Annotated in this window: 10 protein-coding genes; 5 read left to right on the forward strand and 5 right to left on the reverse strand. The window is 74.1% G+C overall.

All coding sequences use genetic code 11. The annotated features are described in order from the left end of the window. The first annotated feature begins 10 nt into the window (after window positions 1-10). The 4 genes from WME75_RS09835 to WME75_RS09850 all read left to right on the forward strand — a co-directional run bounded on the left by WME75_RS09835 (window position 11) and on the right by WME75_RS09850 (window position 6134). Window positions 11-1507 carry a hypothetical protein gene (locus WME75_RS09835; RefSeq protein WP_437488961.1) on the forward strand — a complete coding sequence of 499 codons (1497 nt, stop codon included), beginning with the start codon at window positions 11-13 and terminating at the stop codon, window positions 1505-1507. Then, a complete protein-coding gene (locus tag WME75_RS09840) occupies window positions 1507-2706 on the forward strand; it encodes an ARPP-2 domain-containing protein (protein WP_437488964.1) in 1200 nt (399 codons plus the stop codon). The genes WME75_RS09835 and WME75_RS09840 overlap by 1 nt, the downstream gene beginning before the upstream one ends. Window positions 2707-3931: 1225 nt before the next feature. Beyond that, window positions 3932-5053, forward strand: coding sequence for a glucuronyl esterase domain-containing protein (locus WME75_RS09845; RefSeq protein ID WP_437488967.1), 1122 nt, complete (start codon window positions 3932-3934; stop codon window positions 5051-5053). Between the two features lie 19 nt (window positions 5054-5072). Continuing rightward, window positions 5073-6134, forward strand: coding sequence for a hypothetical protein (locus tag WME75_RS09850; RefSeq protein ID WP_437488970.1), 1062 nt, complete (start codon window positions 5073-5075; stop codon window positions 6132-6134). A 165-nt stretch (window positions 6135-6299) separates the two neighbouring features. Here the strand turns inward: WME75_RS09850 and WME75_RS09855 are convergent, their stop codons facing one another. Then, window positions 6300-7037: a hypothetical protein gene (locus WME75_RS09855; protein WP_437488973.1), complete on the reverse strand. Its 738-nt coding sequence runs from the start codon at window positions 7035-7037 to the stop codon at window positions 6300-6302. A 620-nt stretch (window positions 7038-7657) separates the two neighbouring features. On the opposite strand from WME75_RS09855, the gene WME75_RS09860 reads away from it, so the two are divergent. Then, window positions 7658-8107, forward strand: coding sequence for a hypothetical protein (locus tag WME75_RS09860; RefSeq protein ID WP_437488976.1), 450 nt, complete (start codon window positions 7658-7660; stop codon window positions 8105-8107). Window positions 8108-8346: 239 nt separating this feature from the next. Here the strand turns inward: WME75_RS09860 and WME75_RS09865 are convergent, their stop codons facing one another. The 4 genes from WME75_RS09865 to WME75_RS09880 all read right to left on the reverse strand — a co-directional run bounded on the left by WME75_RS09865 (window position 8347) and on the right by WME75_RS09880 (window position 21728). Then, window positions 8347-9831: a reverse transcriptase domain-containing protein gene (locus WME75_RS09865; RefSeq protein ID WP_437488978.1), complete on the reverse strand. Its 1485-nt coding sequence runs from the start codon at window positions 9829-9831 to the stop codon at window positions 8347-8349. Between the two features lie 403 nt (window positions 9832-10234). Continuing rightward, window positions 10235-12115 (reverse strand): SWIM zinc finger family protein, encoded by a 1881-nt coding sequence (locus WME75_RS09870; protein WP_437488981.1) that lies wholly within the window; start codon window positions 12113-12115, stop codon window positions 10235-10237. Beyond that, window positions 12112-18924, reverse strand: coding sequence for a HEAT repeat domain-containing protein (locus tag WME75_RS09875; RefSeq protein WP_437488984.1), 6813 nt, complete (start codon window positions 18922-18924; stop codon window positions 12112-12114). Before WME75_RS09875 ends, WME75_RS09870 begins: the two co-directional genes overlap by 4 nt. Next, on the reverse strand, window positions 18921-21728 hold the full coding sequence (locus tag WME75_RS09880) for a hypothetical protein (RefSeq protein WP_437488987.1): 2808 nt from the start codon (window positions 21726-21728) through the stop codon (window positions 18921-18923). Before WME75_RS09880 ends, WME75_RS09875 begins: the two co-directional genes overlap by 4 nt. Window positions 21729-21764 lie beyond the last annotated feature (36 nt).

A 21764-nucleotide genomic window follows, 5' to 3' on the forward strand; every position in this document is an offset into this window, starting at 1 on the left:
GGCGCTTCGTATGCCTCCCGCGTCTCCCGCGCCCCCTGCACGCTTCCATACCGAGCGCGTCGAGCGCGAGGACCTTGTCATGTTCATCAACGCGTGCTTCGCGTGCACCGGGCAGGCCGAGTTCTACGGCTCCTCGGGCGGGCAGGTCGTCTCCGTCGAGTTCCTCCACGAGTACATCCTCGGCAACTACCGCCGCCTCTACGCGCGCACGCTCGCCGCCGGCATCAACCACTTCAACCAGGCGCGCATCGCCGTGAACCTCCTCGCGACCGGCGCCGAGACGCCCGCCGCCGATCGGCGCGAGGAGGGGCTGCTCATCGCGGCGGCGCTCCGGGAGCTCCCGCCGCAGCGCGCGCTCCGGGCGCTCCGCGAGCTCCGGGAGCGGCGCGTGAACAACCGCCGCGCGCGCGCCGTCATCCGCGACTACCTCGCCGGCCGGCCCGAGCCGGCCTTCGACGCCGTCAAGTACCGCGCCCACGTCCGCGCGCTCGCGACGCACGCCCACCTCCGGCTCCCCGGCGAGATCGGGCCCTTCCTGTTCGAGCCCGGAAGGCGCGCGCCGTTCGAGACGCCGCTCCTCGAGCGCGCGCGGCAGGCCCGTTACGCGAAGGAGGCCATCTTCGACCTGCCGCTGACCGTCGCCGAGGGGCTCGCCGCCGCCCGCGGCGTCTCGCGCGACGAGCTCCTGCGCCGCGCCGCGCCGCGCATGACCGAGGGCGAGCGCCTGCGGCTGCAGCGCACCGCCGGGCGCGAGGACGTCGACCTCGCCATCGACCTCGGCCGCGCCCCGCTCACCCGCCTCGCCCTCTATGCGCTCTCCCTGCCCGAGAAGGCGCGGCGCGACCGCCGCGACGAGCTCCACGCCGCGCTCGACCGCGCCGCCGCCCGCGCGCTCCGCCGGAGCCCCGCCGCGCTCGGGCGCGTCGCCGCCGTGCTCGACCGGAGCTACTCGGCGTCCGGATCGAGCGAGAAGCGCCGCCGCCCGCTCGCCGTCGCGCTCGGCGTGAGCTACCTGCTCCGCGCCGCCGCCCGCGAGTACCGCGCCTTCTGGACCGCGCCCACGCCCGACGAGATCCTCGTCGACGCGCGCGGCCAGACCGATCTCGCGACGCCGCTGCTCGACGCGCTCGCCTTCCGCCCCGACGTCGTGCTCCTCGTCTCGGACGGCTTCGAGAACGACCCGCCCGGCGCCGCCGCCGAGGTCGCGCGGTGCTTCCGGGCGCGGCTCGACCCGGGGCAGCGCACGTCGATCGTCCACATCAACCCCGTGTTCGACAGCGAGCGCTACGCGCCCCGCGCGCTCGGCCCGTCGATCCCGACGGTCGGCCTGCGCGACGCCGAGGACCTGCCGACGGTCCTCGGCTTCGCCCGGTTCGCCGAGGGGACGGCGCCGCTCGCGGAGCTCGAGCGCTACCTCGCGCAGCGCGCGGCGGACCTGCTCTCGCGCCACGCCCGGCCCGCCGCGGCGCCGGTGGAGGCGCCCGCCGCGGCGCCCGAGGCGCCCTGATGGCCAAGGCGCCGGCCCTGATCCAGTCGCTCGCGCTCCGGGGCCTCTCGGCCACGCACGCCCAGGTCTTCGCGGGCGTGCGCCTCGTCCCGCTCCTCCGGGCCGCGCCGCGCGACGACCTGCGCATCGCCCGCCACGGGTACGACGACACCCTGGCGATCGTCGATCTCAGCGACGGCGCGATCTATGGCTCGACCTACGTGCCGCACGCGCTCGTCGTCGGGTGGACCGACGACGGCTCGCCCGTCGCGTCCTACGGCGCTGCGCTCGGGGCGCCGACCGACAGCATCCCGCTCGCCAAGCGGTGGCGCGGCGTCAACCTGCTCCACCGCATGGCCCGGCGCGAGACGCGCGGCGAGGACCCGGCCGAGCGGAACCGACTGCGCTTCTTGCCGCAGCACCTCGCGATGGAGGGATTCCTCGCCCTGCACTTCAACGCGCCCGAGATCGCCTGGTCCGAGTACTCGCGGCGGGCGATCTCCCACGGCGTCGACCCGCGCGTGGAGATGTCGCTCTCCGGCCGGGCGATCCCGAGCCTGGAGGACGCGCTGCGCGTCTTCGAGATCCACGAGGGCCAGTGCGGCCTCCTGCTCTTCGTCGGCGAGCTGCTCGCGTCGGTGTTCGTCGTGTCGCACCCCGACGACTACCGCGCGCTGCACCGCACGCTGATCGAGGACTCGTACGAGCAGACGCTGCTCTACGCGGCCCGCCACAACGGCGACAGCCAGGCCTTCACGCACAGCTTCGACGCGGCGCAGGTAGGCTCGCTCGACGATCTGCGGACCGCGCTCGGCCGGGCGCGGGCCGAGTCCGGCGCGCTGCACGTGGACACGGCCGCGGGCCTCCTCGGCCGGCCGATCGCGGCGGAGCGCGTGTACAGGGCGGGGCCGTTCTCGCTGCAGCGGTTCATGACCGAGCTCGATCCGGCGCTCGACAACCACATCGGCGAGGCGATCGTGCGCGACGACGGCACGCTGGAGTACGCGAAGACCTACCGGCTCTCGGCGGGGCAGGTGCGGCGCGCGCGGCTCCTCCAGCAGCTCGCCGCGCACGGCTGGAACCTCGACGCCACCGCGGCGGCGCTCAAGATCGCCCGCGACCAGCTGCTCCGGCGGATCGACGGGGAGGGGTTCGGCTACCTCATCGCGGAGCACGTCCTCAAGGCGGCGTTGAAGCGGACGCGCGAGCGCGGTCGCTGAGGCGATCCCGGCGCCTCGCGCGGAACCTGTGCCGTCTCGGCCTCCATGTGTGCCAAGTGAGGGGGGTCCGGCACTGGCACAAACGCAATGCATTGCGACACACCGGGGTCCGGACCCCTCGAGAACGTTCTACGGAGCGTCCGCGAGGGCTATTTTGTGCCAAAAAGCGCTTCGGAACCGGCATTTTTGTGCCATCTACCCCCTGGAAACACCCCATGTTGTGCCACAAGGGGGGTCCGGAGCCCTCCGGACCGAAAAAGAGAGCGCTCGCCGGGGTGCGGGACCCCTCCTGGTCGCAGGCCGTCCGCCATCCGCCATGGCGGCGCCACGGAGGCACCCCTCTGCGACTCCTGAAACCACGGTGGGTCCGAAGGTCGTTCCAGTGCGCGGGCGGCGGGCACTGCCATCGAAGCATGCGCCGCTCTCGCCCTGCGTGGTGGCACGTTTGCCAAGCTCGACCGGAAGGGAGCGGCCCTGGAAACGGACGACGCCGGAGAGGCGCGTTGGTCATGGTGCCATCGCGCACTTGATGCCAGGCGTGGAACATCGTGTCGGTGAGCAACTCCAGCGCTGCTCGACCCGCCGTTCGAGCGCAGCGATCGTCCGCTTTTCCGCAAGAGTCGAGATTTCGCAAGAGCCGAGAAAAGTTCACCTGAGCGGTGCGCGCAGCGCGCGGACACAACGAAATAGAACAAAATCGACTTGAAGACGACCGGCAAAGTGGGGAATAACCTCGTCGGCACTCACGAGGTCGAGCCATCGTCCGCCGTCCCATCGCCCGACCCTGGCGGGATCCTGCTTCACGACCCCCTCACGAGGAGCGCTCAACATGCGTCTACGCACTGCACGTCCCACGATCTCTCTGGCCTTGTTCGCGGCGCTGCCCTGGGCGCTCGCCGCCTGTGCCACCGGAGAAGGCGGACCGGATCCTAGCGGTTCAGGAGGAAGCGCTGCAGTCGGCACGGGGGGCGCCGGCGGCAGCGGCACCGGAGGGGCGCCGACGGTCACCGGTGGAGCGCCCTCTTCGAGCAGTGCCCAGACCGGGACGGGCGGCGACGTGGCGACGGGCGAAGCCAGCTCCGGTGGTGGGGGCCCGGTCGGAACGGGCGGAGCGCCGGGAACCGGTGGTACCGACGGCAGTGGCGGCAGTGGCGGCGGCGACAACCCCGTGAGCGGCGGGTGGGGCCAGGTGGAGAACCCGGGAGCCGGGTGCACCGTCGGACCGATGCCGAGCGTCGCTTCGCTCACGGCGAACGCGAAGCTGCCGGACCCCTTCAAGAAGATGGACGGCACCCGCATCGCCGACAAGAGCGCGTGGGCCTGCCGGCGCGAAGAGATCCTCCAGCAAGCCTACAAGTTCATCTACGGCGACAAGCCCGTCCCGGCAGAGGGAGCCGTGTCGGGTACCGTGAGCGACAGCAGGATCACGGTCCAGGTCAACGATGGCGGCAGCGCCTCGTTCAACCTCACCGTGAACATGAACGGGGCGACGGCGCCGGCCCCGGCCATCATCGGCTACGGCGGCCTGAGCGGCATGCCAGTTCCGAGAGGCGTCGCGACGATCACCTTCACAGCGGTCGAGTCGACGGGCGGCAGCGGCGCGAAGAACGGGCCGTTCTACAGCGTGTACGGTTCGAACCATCCCGCGGGTTACCTCACGGCACAGGCCTGGCAGATCAGTCGCGTCCTCGACGTCCTGGAGCAGAACCCCGGCGTCATCGATCCGTACCGGGTGGGTGTGACGGGTTGCTCACGCTGGGGCAAGGGCGCCTTCGTCGCCGGCGCGCTCGACAACCGCATCGCCTTGACCATCCCGGTGGAGTCGGGTCTCGGGGGCACGGTCGGCCTGCGCCTCGTCGAGGTGCTCGACAGCTACAGCGGCTCCGAATGGCCCTATCATAGCATCAGCTACGTCCGCTGGCTTTCGGAGGTGGGGCTCGGTCAGTTCACCACGGGCAATAGCGCTGGCGCCGACAACACGAGCAAGCTTCCCGTCGACATGCACGAGATGATGGGCCTCATCGCTCCACGCGGCCTCTACATCGTGGACAACCCGAGCACCACGTACAACGGGCTCGATCGGAACTCGGCGTGGGTCACCGCCAACGTCGGCAAGATGATCTTCGAGGCGCTCGGCGTCGGAGACCACATGGCCTACACGGGCGCAGGTGGGAGCCACTGCAGCTGGCGCGAGCAGTACACTCCATCCCTCAACGCCATGGTTGACAAGTTCCTGATGGGCAAAGCCGCCACGGCGACGGGCAATTTCGCCACGGACCTGCCCAACCGGGCCAACCACCTGGACCACATCGACTGGACACCGCCGACGCTCACCGGCGAGCTTTGATCCAGCGCAGAGGTAGCACATGAATCATAGCTCGTTCCTCTCTCTCGGGGTCGCCCTGGCCCTGACGCTGGGCGCTTGCGGCCCTGGCCAAGACGGTGACGCCACGGACGGCGCCGGAGGTGGTGGCGCCTCGGGCGGCGCGGTGGGCTCGGGCGGCCAGAGCCCCACGGGAGGCGCCGGCGGCACGCCGCAAGAGACCGGCAGCGCCTCATCGGGCGGCGGCAGCGGCGGGGCGGGGCCGAGCGGCGGCACCTCCAGCGGCGGTGGACCCGGAGCGGGCACCGGCGGAGCGCCGGGGTCGGGCGGCGGTCCGGGTGGCGACTGCACGCGCGAGCTCCTGGATGGCCTCCTGGACGACTACTTCGCCGCCCTCGCCGTCGGGGATCCTTCCAGCCTACCCCTGGCAGAAGGCGTGAAGTTCACCGAGAACGCCATGCAGGCGGAGATCGGCACGACGGACTTCTGGATGGACGCTGGCGAGGTGAAGCATTCGCAGCGTGCCCTGGATACCGAGGCGTGCAGCGCCGGCGCTCAGGCGGTGATTCCGGAAGGCGGGGTGGATCTTCCCGTCGCCCTCCGCATCAAGGTGGAAGGTTCGGAGATGACGGAGATCGAGACGATCGTCGTCCGCCCGGGCGACTACACGGCATCCTTCGCGGTCGCGTCAAATCCCGCCGCGATCATCGCCATCTCGGACGACATCGGTTGGCACGACGAGGTCCCGGAGGCCGAGCGGGCCACCCGGGAAGAGCTGACGAGCTGGGTCGACAAGTACTTCCGCGCGTTCCCCTCCGGCGTCTGCGACGTCACGGGAGCCTGCAAGCGCCTGGAGAACGGGGGCGGCAACTTCTCTTGCAGCGCCGGAGCCTCCTGCAGCGCCGGCGATCCTGGGTCGGGCGGCACCTTCATCCCGCGCGTCCTCCTGGCCGACGAGGTGCGCGGCATCGCCATGGGTTTCACCATGTTCGACTTCATGACGGACGGGCATCTGGACATGCATATGATCAAGATGTCCGGCGGTGAGGTGCACGCCGTCCACGCCATCCTGCGCGACACGAACGGCGTCTCCGGCTGGGAGTGATGGCGACCTCCCTCGCCGCTCGCGTCGAACCGCCGCCCGGTTGACGCTCAGCAGGGTGAGGCGCTCGAGGCGATCGAGCCGCTCCTCCGGCTGCGCGAGGCGGAGCAAGGGGCCAAGGTGGAGCCCTACCGCGAGGCGCTGAGCCCGCGAGGTCGGCTCGGCGTGTCACATCGGCTCTTGGAGATCCTTGTAGCTCGGCAGCGCGCCGAAGTTGAACCCGATGCCGAAGTTGTAGACGAGCCCCGGCCCCTCGAGGCTCTTCATCATCGTGATCTCGGGGTGGATCGCGAACCTGTCCGACGTCCGGAACTGGAAGCCGAGGCTGCCGCGCAGGAGGAGGCCGTCCGCGCTCGCCGCGGCCTCATCGTCGTCCGAGAGATCGCCCGAGGCGAGGCCGTAGGTGACGCCTGGGCTCACCACGATCGAGAACCAGTCCGCGGGGTTCACGGCGAGCATGAGCGGCGCGTGCAGGTAGACGATGTGCACGGAGGCCTCGTTCGCCGACAGGTAGAAGTACTGGAGCCCGGGAGCGACCGCGAGGTCGAAGACGCCGCGGAGCGGGTTCACCTTGAGATCGACGCCGAACGAGCTGAGGTTATGGACGTGGGCGCCGATATCGAGCATGTCCGTCAAGCCGGCCCGGAGCTGGTACGAGGGCAGCGTCGGGAGGAATCCGCTGGTCGTCCTCTTCGCCGTCTCGATCTCGGCGGTGCTCGGGTCGTCGGCGACCTCCTCGATCTCGCCGATGTACCCGAAGCTCTCGAGCGACACCGAGTGCGAGACCTTGCCGGGCTCCACGGTCCGCGGCGTTCCGTAGGAGTTCGGGTTGGGGCACCCGCAGAGCAGGGAGCCAAAGAGGAGGACCGCCGGGAGCGCCAGGAAACGAGCAGATGGCTTTTGCATAGCCGACGATCCTACCCATTCCGCACTTCGGATGTCCAGGCACCTCACGGAGGGAGCAGCTTTACAGCAGGGGCTCGTTGCGTGGTCTGGTAACGCATCGTCCAAGGTGAGGCCTGGTTCCGCAGGAGGTCTCGCCGAGACGCGCGGCCCCCTCCCCGGGGGCCTATCGTGGGTACGCGACCACGGACCCGCCTCTTCTCGAACAGGAGCTGAGCCCGCGAGGTCGGTTCAGCGCGTCACATCGGCTCTTGAAGATCCTTGTAGCTCGGCAACGCGCCGGAGTTGAGCCCGATGCCGAAGTCGTAGACGAGCCCCGGTCCCTCGACGCTCGTCCGTCCTCCGGGAGCGTTCAGTCGCGCGAAATTGTCAGAGCTCCGACATCCGGGAGGCGGCCGGCGCGGCTTCCCCCTCGGGCGGGTTGACGGCTGAGTCAGGTCGCCTGTAACATGGAGCGGATACCAAGACTTGGGTGTGCGATGCTTGCGGCGTCCCTCGGGTCATGACCCACCTGGGCGTTGCAGGCGTGTAGATGCAAGCGCTTGGATCGAGGGAGCCTGTGGTCCCTCATCGATACAGCTCGAACATACCCGCTCCGCGACAGCTGAGAGTAGAGGTGCATCATGAAAAAGATGTTGGGAAGACTGGCGATTGTTGGTCTGCTGACAGGCGTGTGCTTTCTCGACGCGCAACGAGATGGCGCCGGGATAGCTCATGCGGGGGAGGCTACGGCGTCCGAGCGCAGGGACGGCCGTTTTCAGGGTAGCTACGGCTGGGACGCCGCCGGCTCGCTCGTCGGGCTCGGCAACTTCGTGGCGAACGGGGTCATCGTATTCCACCGCAATGGGACTCTGACCGCCACGGAGTCGGGTAGCCTCGATGGTACGTACTTCACCGACACCTTCACGGGCACATGGACGCTCGATGAGGACGGCACGGGTACCTTCACCACGGTCGACTCGGCCGGCGGAATCAGCATCTTTGACTGGGTGCTGACGGCGAACGGGCAGCGGGGGACAGCGGTCAGCAGGGACACGGGGGACGTCTCGCTGCTCAGGATGGAGCGACAGTAGCCCTCTCGCTGCTCCAGGGCAGGGCAGCTCGGCGGTCTGCACGCCGATGAGCATGAGGAGAAATCAGAGCTCCGCTCGCGCTGCACTCGCCTCCTCGCGCCCGCGACCCCACCCGCTATGCCAGCCCCGCGGCCGCGGCACATCCACAGCATGAAGGAGCAAGGTAGAGATGGGCGCCACGCGCTGACCCCGGGCGAGCTGCCGCCAGCGTGGAGATCTTCGCAGGCTGCCTGCCTTGGCTACCGCCCGGATTCTCCACCGGCCGGCGCAGGCTGATTCCGCTCTAGCGCCTCGATGCGCCCGAGGAACGCGCGCCCCCTGACCGGATCCGTCATGTACACGAACGCCGCGAGCCCCTTGAGCTGCGCGAGCGTCTCGCCCTTTCCGGGCCTCCCGAGCTCCCGGTTGCGGATCGCCGCGCGCAGCGCGCGCACCCGCTCGCGCGGGACGCGCGCCGCAGGGACCGCCTCGCCCGCGCCGTTGACGACGAGGCCCGTCACCTTCTGCCGGCTGCCCTTGCGCATCACCACGGTCTTGCTCGGGTGCAGCCGGAAGCCCTCCGAGCTCAGGATCTCCCGGAGCCCCCGGAGCAGCGCGCCGACCGGCGCGCGCGGCCGCGCGGCGCCGGCGAGGCCGGACGCATCGGACGCATCGGGCGCGCGGAAGGAGAGCGTGAGATCGTCCGCGTACCGCGTGTAGCGAAACCCCAGCTTGCGCGCGAGGCCGGAGACGCGCCGATCGAGGCGCAGGCAGATGGCGTTGGTGATCGCGGGGGAGGTGGGCGCGCCCTGCGGGAGCACGCGCGGGCCGGTGGCCACGTGGAGCGTCTGCCCGCGGAACTGCACGACCTCGCGCGGCGCCTCCGTGGAGAGGAGCGCGACGAGCGTCGCCGGACCCTCGGCCATGCCCGCCTTGCGGAGCAGACCGCGCACGCGACGCCACGTGATCGTCGGGAAGAAGTCCTTGATATCCACCTTGACGATCGTGTCGGCGCCGGCATGCGCGGTGGCGTTCGTGACGATGGAGCGGTTCGCCAGGAAGCCGTGCGCGGCGGCGTGGACCGGGAGCTTCTCGAACAGATTGCGGAGCGCCCAGCGCTGCGCGCGCATGAGATCCCGCTTCGGAGACGAGATGGTGCGCGCGCTGCCGTCGCGCTTCGGGATGTGCCAGCGCCGGTAATGCGTGCCCGTGTCGACCTCACGGTGGTACGCGAGCCAGCGGAGCCGAGGGATCGTCAGCCCGAGCGCGGTCGCGAGCTCGCCCGCGCCCGGCAGGTCGGGGAGGCCGCGCGACCGCGCGCGCTCGCTCAGGCCCGGGACATCGAAGCTGTCCGGCCCGGCGCGATCCCGGAAGTGCACGCCCGCGCCGAGGTGGTTGATGTGCGTGGCGAGGTACGCCTCCCACGCGAGGCGGCGCAGCGAGCGGCGCTCCCTGGCCTCGACCTTCTTGCGCTCCTTCCACTGGGCGCGCTCGCGGTCCGACATCGCCTTGGGATCGCCGAGCGCCACGGCGCCGCGGGCGGTCAGCTCCGCGCTCACCCACGCGTCGATCCCGCCCGCCTCGGCGATCGCCTTCCAGCGGGCGACGCGCTCCTCGTGGGCGAGCCGGCGCTCCTCGACGCCGCCGCTGCCGGCGCGGGCGCCCGCGACGGCGGCGGGCGGCGTCGCGAGGGGGAGAACGACGGGGGCTCGGGCTTGGACGTTCGCGTCGATCTTCGCGGTCATGTCTCGATGGAAGCGTGCCTGTGAATCACGATGGAAGCGGCCGGCGGTAAGTCCCCGCGCGCGGCAGGATCGCGCTTCGCCGATCGCGGGTTCATGTCGCCAAGAGAGGCCCCGAGCGCATCACCTTCTGCTCATGGGGCACGGTAGCCTCACCGGTTCTCCGGCTAGACCAGCGCTACGGCGCCGGGAGAAACGGCGGTTTCGAGGTTGTCTCAGCTCTCCCGGCGCCGTAGCGCTGGTCTAGCCGAAGAGAACCAAGAACAGGCTACCTTGCGGAGAGTGACTGGCGGTTCCTCCAGAGCGGCGCGACGCCGCTCCTGCGCTCGAGGCGCGGAGGCTGGTGCGTTCAGAACCTCTCCTGGCAACACGACGAGTATCTGACTCTTGACCTCCTTCCCCCTCTTCACGCAGACGACGCGTCGGCGTCGACGAACCCGGACGATGTTAACGCATCCAGGCGCTTGAAATACGCGTCGCGCGCTTCGCCGTCCGTGTCAAACCAAATGCGCTGGTGGCGAGGCGCCGCGGCGCGCGCGCCCCACGCGAGGTGGACGACACGGTCGTCCAGCGAGACACGGTAAACCACCTCGGCGCCCGAGGCCTCGCGGCGCACGTAGGTGCGCGTCTCGGCGCGGATGAGCGACCGCCCCTCGGCCGTCTGGCGCTGGGCGTCCCGCTCGGCGCGCTCGCGGGCGTAGGCGACGCGGAGCGCGATCATGTGCTCGCACGGGCCCTCCCGGAGGCCGCTCCGGCGGAACGCGGGGCAGCTGCACCACGCGTCCGATACGCGGCCTTCGAGGTCCATCGTGAACCGGGGGGAGAAGTCGCGGTGCGCCTCCCGGTCCGCGACCTCGCCGTGGATCTCGGTGCCCTCGCCGGCGATCTCGTGCACCTTGGTCGGCCGCACCGCGCCGGGCGCGCCGAGCAGGCGGTGGGCCGCGGCCTCGCGGGGCGAGCTGTAGCGGATCTCGCGCTCGTCGACCGGCTCGGCGAAGAGCTCGCGCGGGCGGTAGACGCGGCGCGCGACGTCGTAGAGCACCCGGCCGCGCAGGCACTCGAGCTGGAGCGCCGCGCGGGCGTCCCCGGCGCCGGCGCCGGCCGCGAGCGCCGCGAGCGGGAGCGGCCCGCGCTCGCGGAGCAGGGCGAGCTGCCTCCCCGCGAGCGCGTCGAGCGCGGCGCGCGCGCCGCCGCCGCGCTGCTCGTCCGAGGGCATGAGGGCGTCGAACGAGGCGGCGCTGGCCCAGCTGCTGTCGGTCCAGCCCGTGAGCGCGACGGTCAGCGTGGCGCGGCCCAGATCGAGCACCCAGAAGACGGGCAGCCCGGGGCCCCGGAGCTCGGCGCGGGCGCTGCGCACGTGCGGCAGGAGGCGCGAGAGCGCGAGCAGCCGCTGCCGGCCGAAGGTCCGGACGACGCGCGGCGGGCCCTCGTACGGGGGGCCGTGGGCCTCGAGGAGGATCTCCCAGGGCTCCAGGAGGAGGCGCGGCGGCTTGCCGGGGACGAGCTCGAAGCGCAGGCCGCGAGGCGGCTTCTTCGCCTTGCGGGTGCGGAGCACGAAGAGGGCGTTGTAGAGGTCGATCGGGGCGAGCTCGCAGGACACCGCGGGGAGCGTCGCCGCCGACTGCACCTGCAGGAAGCCGCGCAGCCACGTGGCCGGGACCTCGAGCGAGCGCTCGAACGGCATGGAGTCGCGCGTGGCGCGGGACGCGCCGGCGTCGAGCTCCACCTTCGTGTAGACGCGCAGGCGATCGATCTGCTCGACGATGCGCGGCGAGAGATCGACGAAGGCGGTGCCGTGGGCCGCCTCGCGGCCCTCGAAGAGATCGCTGGAGAAGGCGAGCCGGGCGTAGGCGCTCTCGTCGCGCGAGAAGACCTCGATCGAGACCTCGTCCGGGTGCACGGTGAGCACCGGATCGAGCGCGCCGGAGACCTTCCGCTGCGCGGAGGAGCCGTCGCCCTGGCCCGCGGCGGCGTCGCCCAGGGCGCCCTCCAGGAACGCCTTCTGCGCCTCCCAGATCGCCGCCGTCGCCTTCTTGCCCTGCTTCATCAGGTAGGCGAGGTACGCGGTGCGGTCCCGGCCCTTGTACCGGAGGTCGCTCTCCTGGAGCGCTGCCAGCGTGGCCATCGCGTCGCGGAAGAGCGCGGCGTCGCGGAGCGTGCCGCGCACGCCGACCGGGCCGCGGGCGCTGTCGAGGGAGAGGCGCACGCTCGAGTGGAGCGGGGCGGCGGCGAGCTCGCTCGGCGCGGCGTACCGGAGGTGGATCGGACGTGCGAGGGCTGCGGTCATGCGTTGACTCCGTCGGGGGGCCCGGGCTCGGCGGGCGCGCGCGGGAGGGTCGCCCGCCTCGCGCGCTCGTTCGCCGCGCGGCGCTTCGCGCGGCGGTACGCCCGGTACGCGGCCTTGCGGACGGCGACGTCGGGCGCCGTGGACCTGGACTTGTCGAAGGCGAGCGCGGCCAGCACCTCGAGCGCGCGCTCGCCGCCGGCGCGGCCGAGCGCCGCGATCGCGTCGAGGCGCGCCGCGGCGTCGCCGCCCTCGCCCTGCGCGAGCGAGAGCAGCGGGGCGAGCGCGGCGATGTCGTTGCGCGCGAGCATCGCCGGCAGCGCGAGGCGCCTGCCCGGCTCGCTCGCGACGAGCGCCGAGAGCGCCTCGGGCGAGGCGGCGCGCGCCGTCGGGCCGAAGGCCGTGGGGTCGAACGGCCGCACCGCCGCGGCGCGCGCGGCCGAGCCGTCCGGCGCGAGCGCGGCGAGCGCGGCCGCCGCCGAGGCGCGGACGCCGGCGTCCATGTCCACGAGGGCGGCCGTGAGCGCCTCGACGGCGCCCGCGGGCCGCGCGCCGCCCGCGGCAAGATCGAGGGCGCCGAGGGCGCGCGCGGCCTCGCGGCGGACGTCGCCCGGGGCGCCGCCGTCCGAGAGGAGGGCGCGCAGCGCGGGCGCCATCGCGGTCGCGCCGGCGCGCGCCGCGGCCCAGAGGAGCTCGCGCCACGCCGCGGCCTCGGCGTCGCGCGCGTCGCCGTGCGCGGCCGACCAGCGCTCCGCCGTGCGCTGCGCCGCGGCGGCGACCGCCCCGGCGAGCGCCCCGCGATCGCCGTCCACGGTGCCGGCGGCGATGAGCCGCGCGGCCTCCTGCCGCGCCGGGGCGCGGTCGTCCTCGAGCATGCGCAGGAGCGCGGCGGCCGGCAGCGACCCGCGGCGGAGCAGGCCCATGGCGAGGCGCTGCCGGAGCTCCTCGTCCTTGAGCGCCGCGAGCCGCGGCAGGAGCTCGGCCGGGTCGGCCTCCGCGGCGAGGTAGCTCGCCGCCGGGCTCGCGATGTCGTCGTGCTCGCTCGCGACAGCGAGGAGCTCGACGCGCGTCCGCTCGCCCGGGAAGAGCTTCTCCAGCGCCTTGCGCGCGCCCTTGCGGACCTCGGCGCTCCGCGCGTCGAGCGCGCGCGCGAGGGCGAGCTCGGCCGCGCGATCGCCGAGCTCGCCGAGCTCGCTCACCGCGACGAGGCGGAGCCGATCCGGCGTGTCGCCGGCGCGCACGAGCTCCTCCAGCAGCACGCGGGAGCGCTCGCCGCCGATCCAGCGCGCGCCCCTCGCCGCCGACTCGCGGAGGTCGATGGCGTCCGCGTGGAGCGCCTGCTCGACGCGCTCCGAGGCGCGCCGGCGGAGCTCGGCGCTCTCGAGCTTCGGGGCGATGCGGCCGAGCGCCTCGGTGGCGGCGGCCTGCATGCTCGTCTCGACCGGCGCCTCCTTGGTGCCGCCGGCGGCCACCGCCTCGAGCTCGTCCAGCGCGCGGGCGTCGCCGAGCGTGCCGAGCGCGAGCAAGGCCCGCTCCCGCTCCCCGGGCTCGCCGGCGCGCACGACGAGCAGGAGCGGCAGGAGCGCCGACGCGAGGCCCCTCGCCGCCACGCCCTCCGCGGCCGGCAGCACGAGCTCGCGCGCGCCGGCGCGCAGCACGGCCTCGAGCGGCCCCGAGGGCGCTGGGTCCTTTCGATCGCCCTTCACGCGCTTCGCGTACGACGTGACGGCCGCGACGCGCGTGGCGAGGTCGCGGTCCGAGAAGAGCGGGACGAGCAGGTCGTTCTGCGCGGGATCGTCGCCGAGATCGAGCTCACGCGCCGCGGCGAGGCGGAGCGCGGGGTCCTTCGCGCGCGAGGCGGCGGCCAGGAACGCGACCGCGCCCGCCGTGTCGCGCTTCTCGCGCTCGCGCCCCCGGTCGACGATCTCGAGGCACGCCTTGAACGCGGCGCTCCGGACCTCGGCGGCCTCGTCGTCGAAGCGCGCCGCGAGGGGGCCCGTGGCCTCCGGGTTCCGCGTGCTCCCGAGGGCGCGCGCCAGCGCGGCGCGGTCCGCCGGCGCGGCGGCCTCGTCCATGCGCGCCGCGAGCGCCCGCACCGCGGCGCCGCTCGCGAGCGCGACGAGCGCCTCGCGGGCGCGCGCGGTCGTCGGCGCCGACGGCGGGGCGGCGCCCTCGCGCAGGAACGCCGCGAGCACGTCGACGGCGCGATCGTCGCGGCGGCGGGCGAGGAGCTCCGCCGCGCGCAGGCGGAGGTCGTCGTGATCGCTCTCCATCGCGCGGCACAGGGCCGGCACGATGCGCGGATCGCTCGACGACGCCAGGCGCTCGAGCACGCCGAGGCGCAGGTCGGCGTGCTCGCTGCCGAGCGCCGCGAGCAGCGGATCGAGGCTGCCCTTCGGGCAGAGCCGCTCGAGGAGCTCGAAGGCGTAGCGGCGCACGTCGGGCAGCGGTGAGCTCAGCGCGCGCACGATCTCGGGGCGGGCGCCGTCGCCGCGCGCCGCGATCTCGTCGAGCGCGGTCCGCGCGACGTCGGCCGACGCCGACGCGAGCCCGAGCGCGAGCGGCTCGCTCGCGCCCTCCGGGAAGAGCGCCTTGAGCCCCGCGAAGGCCGCCCTGCGGACGAGGTGGTGCGGGTCGTCGAGCGCGCGGACGAGCGGCGGGATCGCCGCCGTGCTGCTGACGTGCCCCCTGGCGCAGACGTCGACGATGCGGTCGATGGCGTCGCGGCGGGTCCGGTGCGCCTCGTCGTCGCCCGGCGAGACCTGCCTGAGGAGGCCCATGTACGCGCCGAACGCGAGCCAGCGCAGCCGCCGCTGCTCGCTCTCCGGGACCGCGTCGTCGCCCGGCTTGGCGCCCTGCTTCTGCCCGGGCTGCGCGAAGAGGCGGCGGAGCCACCCCTTCGCCGGCTTCGTGTCGGTCTCCTCCGCGGCGCGCGGGGTCGTGTCCGCCACGACGGGCGCGCCCGCGGGGCGCAGCGCGGCCACCCGCTTCGCCTCGCGAAAGTAGTCGACCGGCTTGCGGCGGATGCGGAGCACCTGCGCGGCGGCGTACCGCTGCTCGGGGTTGTCGCCGGCGAGCGCCTCGGCGAGCCCGACGAGGACGCGGCCGCGCGCGACCTCGGGCGGCCACTCCTTCATGCCGGCGGGCTTGTCGCCCTCGCCCGCGCCGTCGCGATCCCGGTCCGGCTGCGCCGCGGCGTCGGGGCGCGGGGGCATCAGCGCCTCGATGAGGTGGGCGAGGTACGCCTCCGGATCGGTGCGGAGCTCCAGCGCGCGCGCCGCGGCGAAGCGCACGTCGGAGCGCTGCGACGAGAGCGCGCTCGTCAGGAGATCCGGCGGATCGCCGCGGCGGAAGGCCCGGAGGTCGCGCGCGAGCACGATCGCGAAGACGATCTCCTGGACCTCGCGCGAGCTGTCCTCGAGGCCCTGCAGCATGCCCCCGTAGCCCTCGGGCCCGAGCGCCGCGAACGACATGATCGTCGCGACGCGGATGGGCGGGTGCTCGTGGCGCAGCGTGCCCGTGAGCACCGGCAGCGCCCGCACGTCGCCGAGCCGCGCGAGCCCGTCGGCGGCCCACGACCGCACGGCGACGTCGGCGTGGCCCATGGCGTCGAGCAGGTAGCCCTCCTCGCCGCGGCGGGCGGCCATCGCGAGCCCGCGCGCGGCCTGCTCGCGCACGTCGGGGTAGTCGTCCTTGAGGAGCTCGGTGGCGAAGTATTTGACGAGCCGCGGCGAGCCGAGCGTCGCGAGCGCGCTCGCGGCGCGGGCGCGGAGCGGGCCGAGGAGCTGGATCGGGAGCTCCGTGGAGGGGACCGCGAACGCGGATCCCCGACCCGCGTTGAAGAGGGATTTGTCGGCGAGGAGCGCCCGCATTGGGTTGATGAGCTGCTCGTCGCGCCGCGCGGCGCAGAGCTCGGCCGCGCGCACCCGGAGGTCGAGGTAGCTCGACTGGAGGCCGATGTGGAGCGGCCCCGCCTCGCCGGGCAGGAGCTTGTCGAGCGCCTCGATCGCGGCGGTGCGCGGCCCCGGGTGGTCGTCCTCGAGCAGGCGGCTCAGGGCGCTGCGCGCGGCGTCGCCCGCCGGCGCGCGCGCGGCCCCGCGCGCGCCGCTCTCCCGGACCGAAGGGTGGCTCGACGCCATCGCGGCGAGGTGCGGCTCCACGGCGTCCTTGCCGCGCAGCTTGACGACCGCCTCGTACGCGGCCTGGGCCACGCCGTCGTCGCGATCGCCGATCGCCGCGTGCAGCCGCTCCAGCGCCCACGGCTGCTCGCCGTGCGCCTTGAGCTCCTCGACGGCGCGCAGGCGCAGGTCGGGGAAGCGCGCGAGCTGGGCGCGGTCGAGCGCCTTCTGCGGATCCGAGGCGTGCCACGACCAGAGCGTCCGGAACGCCTCGCGGCGGACCTTGGGCGACTCGTCCTCGATCGCGTCGGCGAGCAGCGCCTCGGCCTCGGGGGGCCTCGGTCCCTTGCCCTCGCCGGCGAGCGCGACAAGCCGGTCGAGCCCGCGGACGCGGATGTCCTCCTGCGACGAGCGGAGCGACGCCTCGGCCACGGCGAGCGGGGTCGACGGCTCGAGCCGCGCGTAGGCCTCGAGCGCGGCGGCGCGCACCGCCCCGTCCGCGTCGTCGAGCATCCAGATGAGCCGCTTCTCGGCGCGGGTGTCCCGGAGCTCGGCGAGCGCGGTCGCCGCCTTCTGGCGCAGCGACGGGTCCTGCTCGCGCGTGAGCTGCAGCAGCGCGCCGAGGGCGCGCGTGTCGCCGAGCTGCGCGAGCCCGCGCGCGCCCCGCACCGCCGTGTCCGGCGTGCGGCACGCCATCGCGGTGAGCAGCGGCTCGAGGTCGGCCTCGGCGGGCTCGGCGCCCGGGCTCCCCACGCCGGGGATCCGGGCGCGCGCGGCCTGGAGGAGCGCCTCGTCGGGCGCCTTCGCCTTGGCCTTCGCGTCCTGCGCCGGCGGCTCCTCGCCGCCCTCGCGGGCGCGTCGCAGCACCTCGGCCGCGCGCCGCGCGATGTCGAGCGCGGCGCGGCCGAGGTCCTCGTCGCGCGCCTCGAGCGCGTGGGCGAGCGCCCGCCGCTCGATCACCTTCGCCGCGAACGCGATGCGGCGCACCTCGGCGTCCTCGTCGTCGAGCGCGCGCGCCGCGATCGGCGCGAACGTCGGCGACGAGAGCCACCCGGCGAGCGCGGCGCGGATGAGCGCCTCGACCCGGAGGTCGGCCGGGCCGCGCTCGAACGCGGCGCGCAGCGGCTCCGGGCCGTCCGGGTGGAGCTTCTGGAGCTGGTCGAGCGCCGTGAGCCGCACCGACGCGTCGCGGCCGGCGAGCTTGTCGGCGATGAGGCCCGGGATGAGCGGCGAGCTGCCGTGGAGCTTCCCGAGCTCGACGAGCGCCCGGCGCTGGACGTCCGCGGCGCGGGCCTCGAGCCCTGCCCGGAGCGGGGTGAGCGGCGCGTCGCGGTCGATCGCGCGGAGCGCCTCCAGCGCGGCCAGGCGGACGGTCGCGTGCTCGTCGTCGAGCGCCTCGCGGAGCTTCGCGCGCGCGCCGCGGCGCCCGTGCGCCCCGAGCTCGCGGGCGGCGAGCGCGCGCACCTCGGCGTCGCGGTCCGACCGGAGCGCGCGCGCCGCGGCCTCGAGCGCCTCGGGCTCGTCGAGCGCCGCGAGCGTCTTGACGGCGGCCTCGCGGGCCGGCCGCGCCCCGGAGAGCGCCTGGGCGAGGACATCGAAGCCGTGCGCGAGCTCGGTGGCGCCGTCCGCGGGCGCGCCTGCCGGGTCGATCGGGAAGCGCCACACGGTGCGCCCGTCTCCGGCGGCGAAGAGGGCGCCGAGCCCGTCCTTCGCGTCCTTCGCGTCCGTTGCGCCGCGGCCCGCGGCTGCGCGCGACCCTTTGCGCGCGGAGGCGCTCGCGGCGGGCGGCGCGAACGCGAGCGCGTGGAGCGGCAGCGCGCTCGTCTCCAGCGTGCGCGGCTTGCGCCGGTCCTCGAGCCGGAGGATGCGGATCGCGCCGTCCGCGCCCGCGGACAGCAGGCGGTCGCCGGCCTCCTTGCCGTCCTCCTGCGGCGGCGGGGTGGGCAGGCACAGCAGCGCGCGGACGCCGCCCGCGTGCCCGCTCCCGTCCGCGCCGCGCACCTCGCACTCGACGTCGCCGACGAGGTACCAGAGCCGCACGGTGCCGTCGTCGCCGCCCGACGCGAGCCGCCCGTCGCGCGGCGTGAACGCGAGCGCCGCGACCGGCCCGTCGTGGCCGGGCATGTCGCGGCGGGCGCCGGTCGACAGCGTGATCACGCGGACGACGCCGTCGTCGCCCGCGGCCGCGACCCTCTCGCCGGCAGGGTCGAACGCGACGGCGCGGAGCGGCGCCGTCGAGAGCGCGAACGACGCGGTCTCGGCCGCCGGGGCAGGGGACCCGGCGCCCTCGCCGACGCGCCAGATGCGCAGCGCGCCGTCGGCGCCGACGGTCGCGAGGCGCGCGCCGCCCGGCGCCGCCGCGACCGCCGTGACGCCGCCCGGGTGCGCGTCGAGCGCCTGCGCCTCCGTGGCGCCGCCCGCGACGAGGCGCAGCGCGCCGTCGGAGCACGCCGCGGCGAGCAGGTCGCCCGCGAACGCGAGGCAGAGCACGTGCGCCGGCACCTGGATCGAGCGCACCGGCTTGTTCGCCGCGTGATCGAACAGCGTCACCTGGCTCGCGCCGGCGGGCGACGGCGCGGTCGGCGTACCGCGCGTCCCGCCCGGCGCCGGCGCGCGCACCCCGCCGACCGCGAGGAGCCGCGGGCCGACGGCGAGGGCGCGGACCTTCTCGTAGTGACCGATCGCGTGGCTCATGTGCGCTCCTGTCCGGCGCCCAACGGGGCGAGGCCCTCGATCGCGAGCCCCGGGTGCGCGCGCCGGAGCCGCATGAGCGCGGCCAGGCAGGCCTGCCACTCGCCCTTCGCGATCGACCCGGTGAACTCGGCGATGACCGGGGCGACGAGCGCCGCGAACGCCGCGTCCTCGACCGCGAGATCCCGCACGATCTCGATCACGTGCCGCTTGGCCTCGCTCGCGGAGAGGCGCCTCCGCGGGCCCGCGTCGTCGCCCGGCTCCGGCGACCTCCCGGCCGGGATGCCGGCGAGCACGTACCGCAGGAAGGTCCGGAGCGCCTCGACGTCCGCGAACCGCCCTGCGTCCTCGGGCGCCTCGGCCTCCGGGCGCGGCTGCTCCTTCCCGCGCGCGGCGCGCGGCTGCCAGCCCGGCGGCAGATCGCGCGGCCGGTGCTTCTCCCAGAGCATCCGCACCGCGAAGAGGCGCACCTCGCGGTCGGCGCTCTGCATCAGCCAGCCGAGGCGCTCCGGGCCCCCGATGCGCGCGTAGTGCTTGAGGATGAGCGACAGGCCGAGCTCGCGCGCGCTCTTCTTCAGGCTCTCGGTGAGCGCGAAGACCTGCGCCGGATCGAGCTCCTCGATCGTGAGCGTCATCGCCGGATCGGCCGACGGATCGCCGGCCTTGCGGAGCGCGTCGAAGGCGATGTTGCGCACCTCCTTCGCGTCGCTGTGGGCGAGCTCGTAGACGCGGGTCTGGTAGCCCCACGCCCGCAGCTCCGCGCGCGTGATCAGCGCGGCGAAGCGCCGGACGTCGTCCCGCTTGTCGAGGAGCGCGGGCCAGATCCGCTCGGCGGTGAACGCCGCGCGCTTCAGCGCCGGCTTCAGGTCGAGCTCCTTGGCCTCGCCCTGCTCGGGCCCGAGCGCCGGGTGGTGGCAGCGCAGGTAGGTCTGCGCGAACGCGCGCATCGGCTCGGGCTCCTTCTCGCCGAGCGCGAGCGCGAACAGCCTCGCGGTGCCCGCCTCGCGGTCGCCGCGGCCGCTCGGGTCGTGCCCCGCGTCGAAGTCCTGCGGCTTCATGTGCGCGAGGAGGTACCGTCGGGCGAAGCCGTTCAGCGTGGGGTCCGCGCGCCGCGCGAGCGCGAGCAGCCAGGGCAGGGTGAGCTGCCGCGGGGTCACGATCTTCGGGTTGCCGAGCACCTCCAGCGCGACCCCGCGCGTCTCGGCGCTGAAGACGAGGCCCTTCAGGCGCTCCACGCCCTCGGCGGTCAGGTCGGGCAGGGCGTCGGCCTTCTGGAGCCAGGTCGCGACGGTGGGCCCGATGCGCTTGCGTGTGAGCGCGCCGAGCAGCCACGGCGTCCCGATCGTCGCGACCGGGTGCTTGCCGAGCGCGTCGAGCGCCATCGCCGTCGCGCGGTCGTCGTCCTCGTGGCGCGGGTCGTCGAGCACGCGGATCCAGAAGGCTGCCCCGAGCTCGCCGGGCCTGTACTTCGCCTTGAAGTAGGCGGCGGCCCACCGCTTCTGCGCGCCCTCGCCGTAGATCATGTCGACGAGGAAGGGCTCGGGCAGCTCCGCGCGGTCGAAGCTCTCGCTCAGCGCCTTGGCGGCCCAGGCCTCGGTCTCGCCGCGCTCGAGCAGCCGCCCGAGGAGCGCGTGGCCGAGCGCGCGCGGGCTCCTGCCCTGCAGCGCCGACGCCGCGAACGCGCGTGTGTCCTTGTGCTCGGAGGCGAGCAGCGCGTCGAGGCGCTCCGGGTCGAGGTCCGTCGCGTGCGCGCGGGCGTACTCGATCGCGAACACGCGCGCCTTCGCGCTCGGGGAGTCGAGCAGCGCGAGCGCGGCGTCGTGCAGCCCGAGGCTCCGCAGCTTGCTCTGGTGGAGCTCCGGCGAGCCGAGCAGCGTCTCGATGAGGAAGTCGTGCGCGCTCGCGAGCGGCCGGGTCGCGAGGCGCGCGAGCCACGCGGGCGTGACGCTCCGCAGCGCCTCGGCGAAGTCCTTCCTGAGCCCCTGGATCGCGAACCTGGCCGGAGGATCGGCCTGGCACGTGGAGAGGAGGAGCATCAGCGGATCGGGCGATCGCTTCCACGCCTCGCCGAAGGCGCGGTGCTTCACCATGTCGCTCGGCGGGACGCCGCCGTGGAACGAGCGCCCGTCGTACTTGCCCGTGCCGTGCGCCCAGATGTGATTCGCGACCCAGAGGTTGCGGAACGTCGTGTCCGGCGGGTAGTGGCGGAGGACCTCGACCGCGAACTGCGGGTAGAGCTGCGGCATGCTCCGGCCGAGCTCGCGCAGGAAGCGCCACGCGCGGCGGCGCATGTAGATCAGCGTCCCGCGCGAGACCTCGCGCCGCCCGCCGCGCGAGAGCTCGGCGTCGAAGCGGTAGGCGAGCGCGCCGAAGAGCTCCGCGTCGAGGCGCGCCTCGGCCAGCTTGTAGATGCGCTTGAGCCCGCCCCACGCGCCGAAGACCAGCGGCGCGCTCCTGGCGGCGTCGCACAGCGCGCTGCGCCCGGCGTCGGTGCCTTCCTCGTAGATGCGGACGAGCAGGTCGGCGAGCTCGAGCCGCGGCGGCGGCGCGGCGTCGACCTGCGCGAGGAAGCGCTTCCACGCGTCGGTCGCCTGCTCGCGCCGCTGCGCGGGGGTGCCCATGCCCTGCGCGATCGAGAGCAGCCGCAGGAACGCCGCGAAGGTGAGCGCGCCCTCGCGGGGCGGCGCCTCCGGCGTGGGATCCGGCTGATCGAGGTAATCCTCGAGGATCTCGGCCAGGGCGGGCGAGCCGCTCGCGGCGAGCTGCTTGACGTTCGCGATGTCGATCGGGTTCGGTGAGCTCGCCAAGTCGCCCTCGCGCTGCGGGATGGGCTGAGAGAATCG

The sequence above is a fragment of the Sorangium sp. So ce1014 genome (genome assembly GCF_051521505.1).
Classification (GTDB): domain Bacteria; phylum Myxococcota_A; class Polyangia; order Polyangiales; family Polyangiaceae; genus Sorangium.

Coding starts and splice junctions, on each gene's coding strand:
- WME75_RS09870 (WP_437488981.1), bottom strand. CDS start 12,115: ATGACCGCAGCCCTCGCACGTCCGATCCACCTCCGGTACGCCGCGCCG.
- WME75_RS09840 (WP_437488964.1), top strand. CDS start 1,507: ATGGCCAAGGCGCCGGCCCTGATCCAGTCGCTCGCGCTCCGGGGCCTC.
- WME75_RS09855 (WP_437488973.1), bottom strand. CDS start 7,037: ATGCAAAAGCCATCTGCTCGTTTCCTGGCGCTCCCGGCGGTCCTCCTC.
- WME75_RS09850 (WP_437488970.1), top strand. CDS start 5,073: ATGAATCATAGCTCGTTCCTCTCTCTCGGGGTCGCCCTGGCCCTGACG.
- WME75_RS09860 (WP_437488976.1), top strand. CDS start 7,658: ATGAAAAAGATGTTGGGAAGACTGGCGATTGTTGGTCTGCTGACAGGC.
- WME75_RS09845 (WP_437488967.1), top strand. CDS start 3,932: ATGCCGAGCGTCGCTTCGCTCACGGCGAACGCGAAGCTGCCGGACCCC.
- WME75_RS09875 (WP_437488984.1), bottom strand. CDS start 18,924: ATGAGCCACGCGATCGGTCACTACGAGAAGGTCCGCGCCCTCGCCGTC.
- WME75_RS09865 (WP_437488978.1), bottom strand. CDS start 9,831: ATGACCGCGAAGATCGACGCGAACGTCCAAGCCCGAGCCCCCGTCGTT.
- WME75_RS09835 (WP_437488961.1), top strand. CDS start 11: ATGCCTCCCGCGTCTCCCGCGCCCCCTGCACGCTTCCATACCGAGCGC.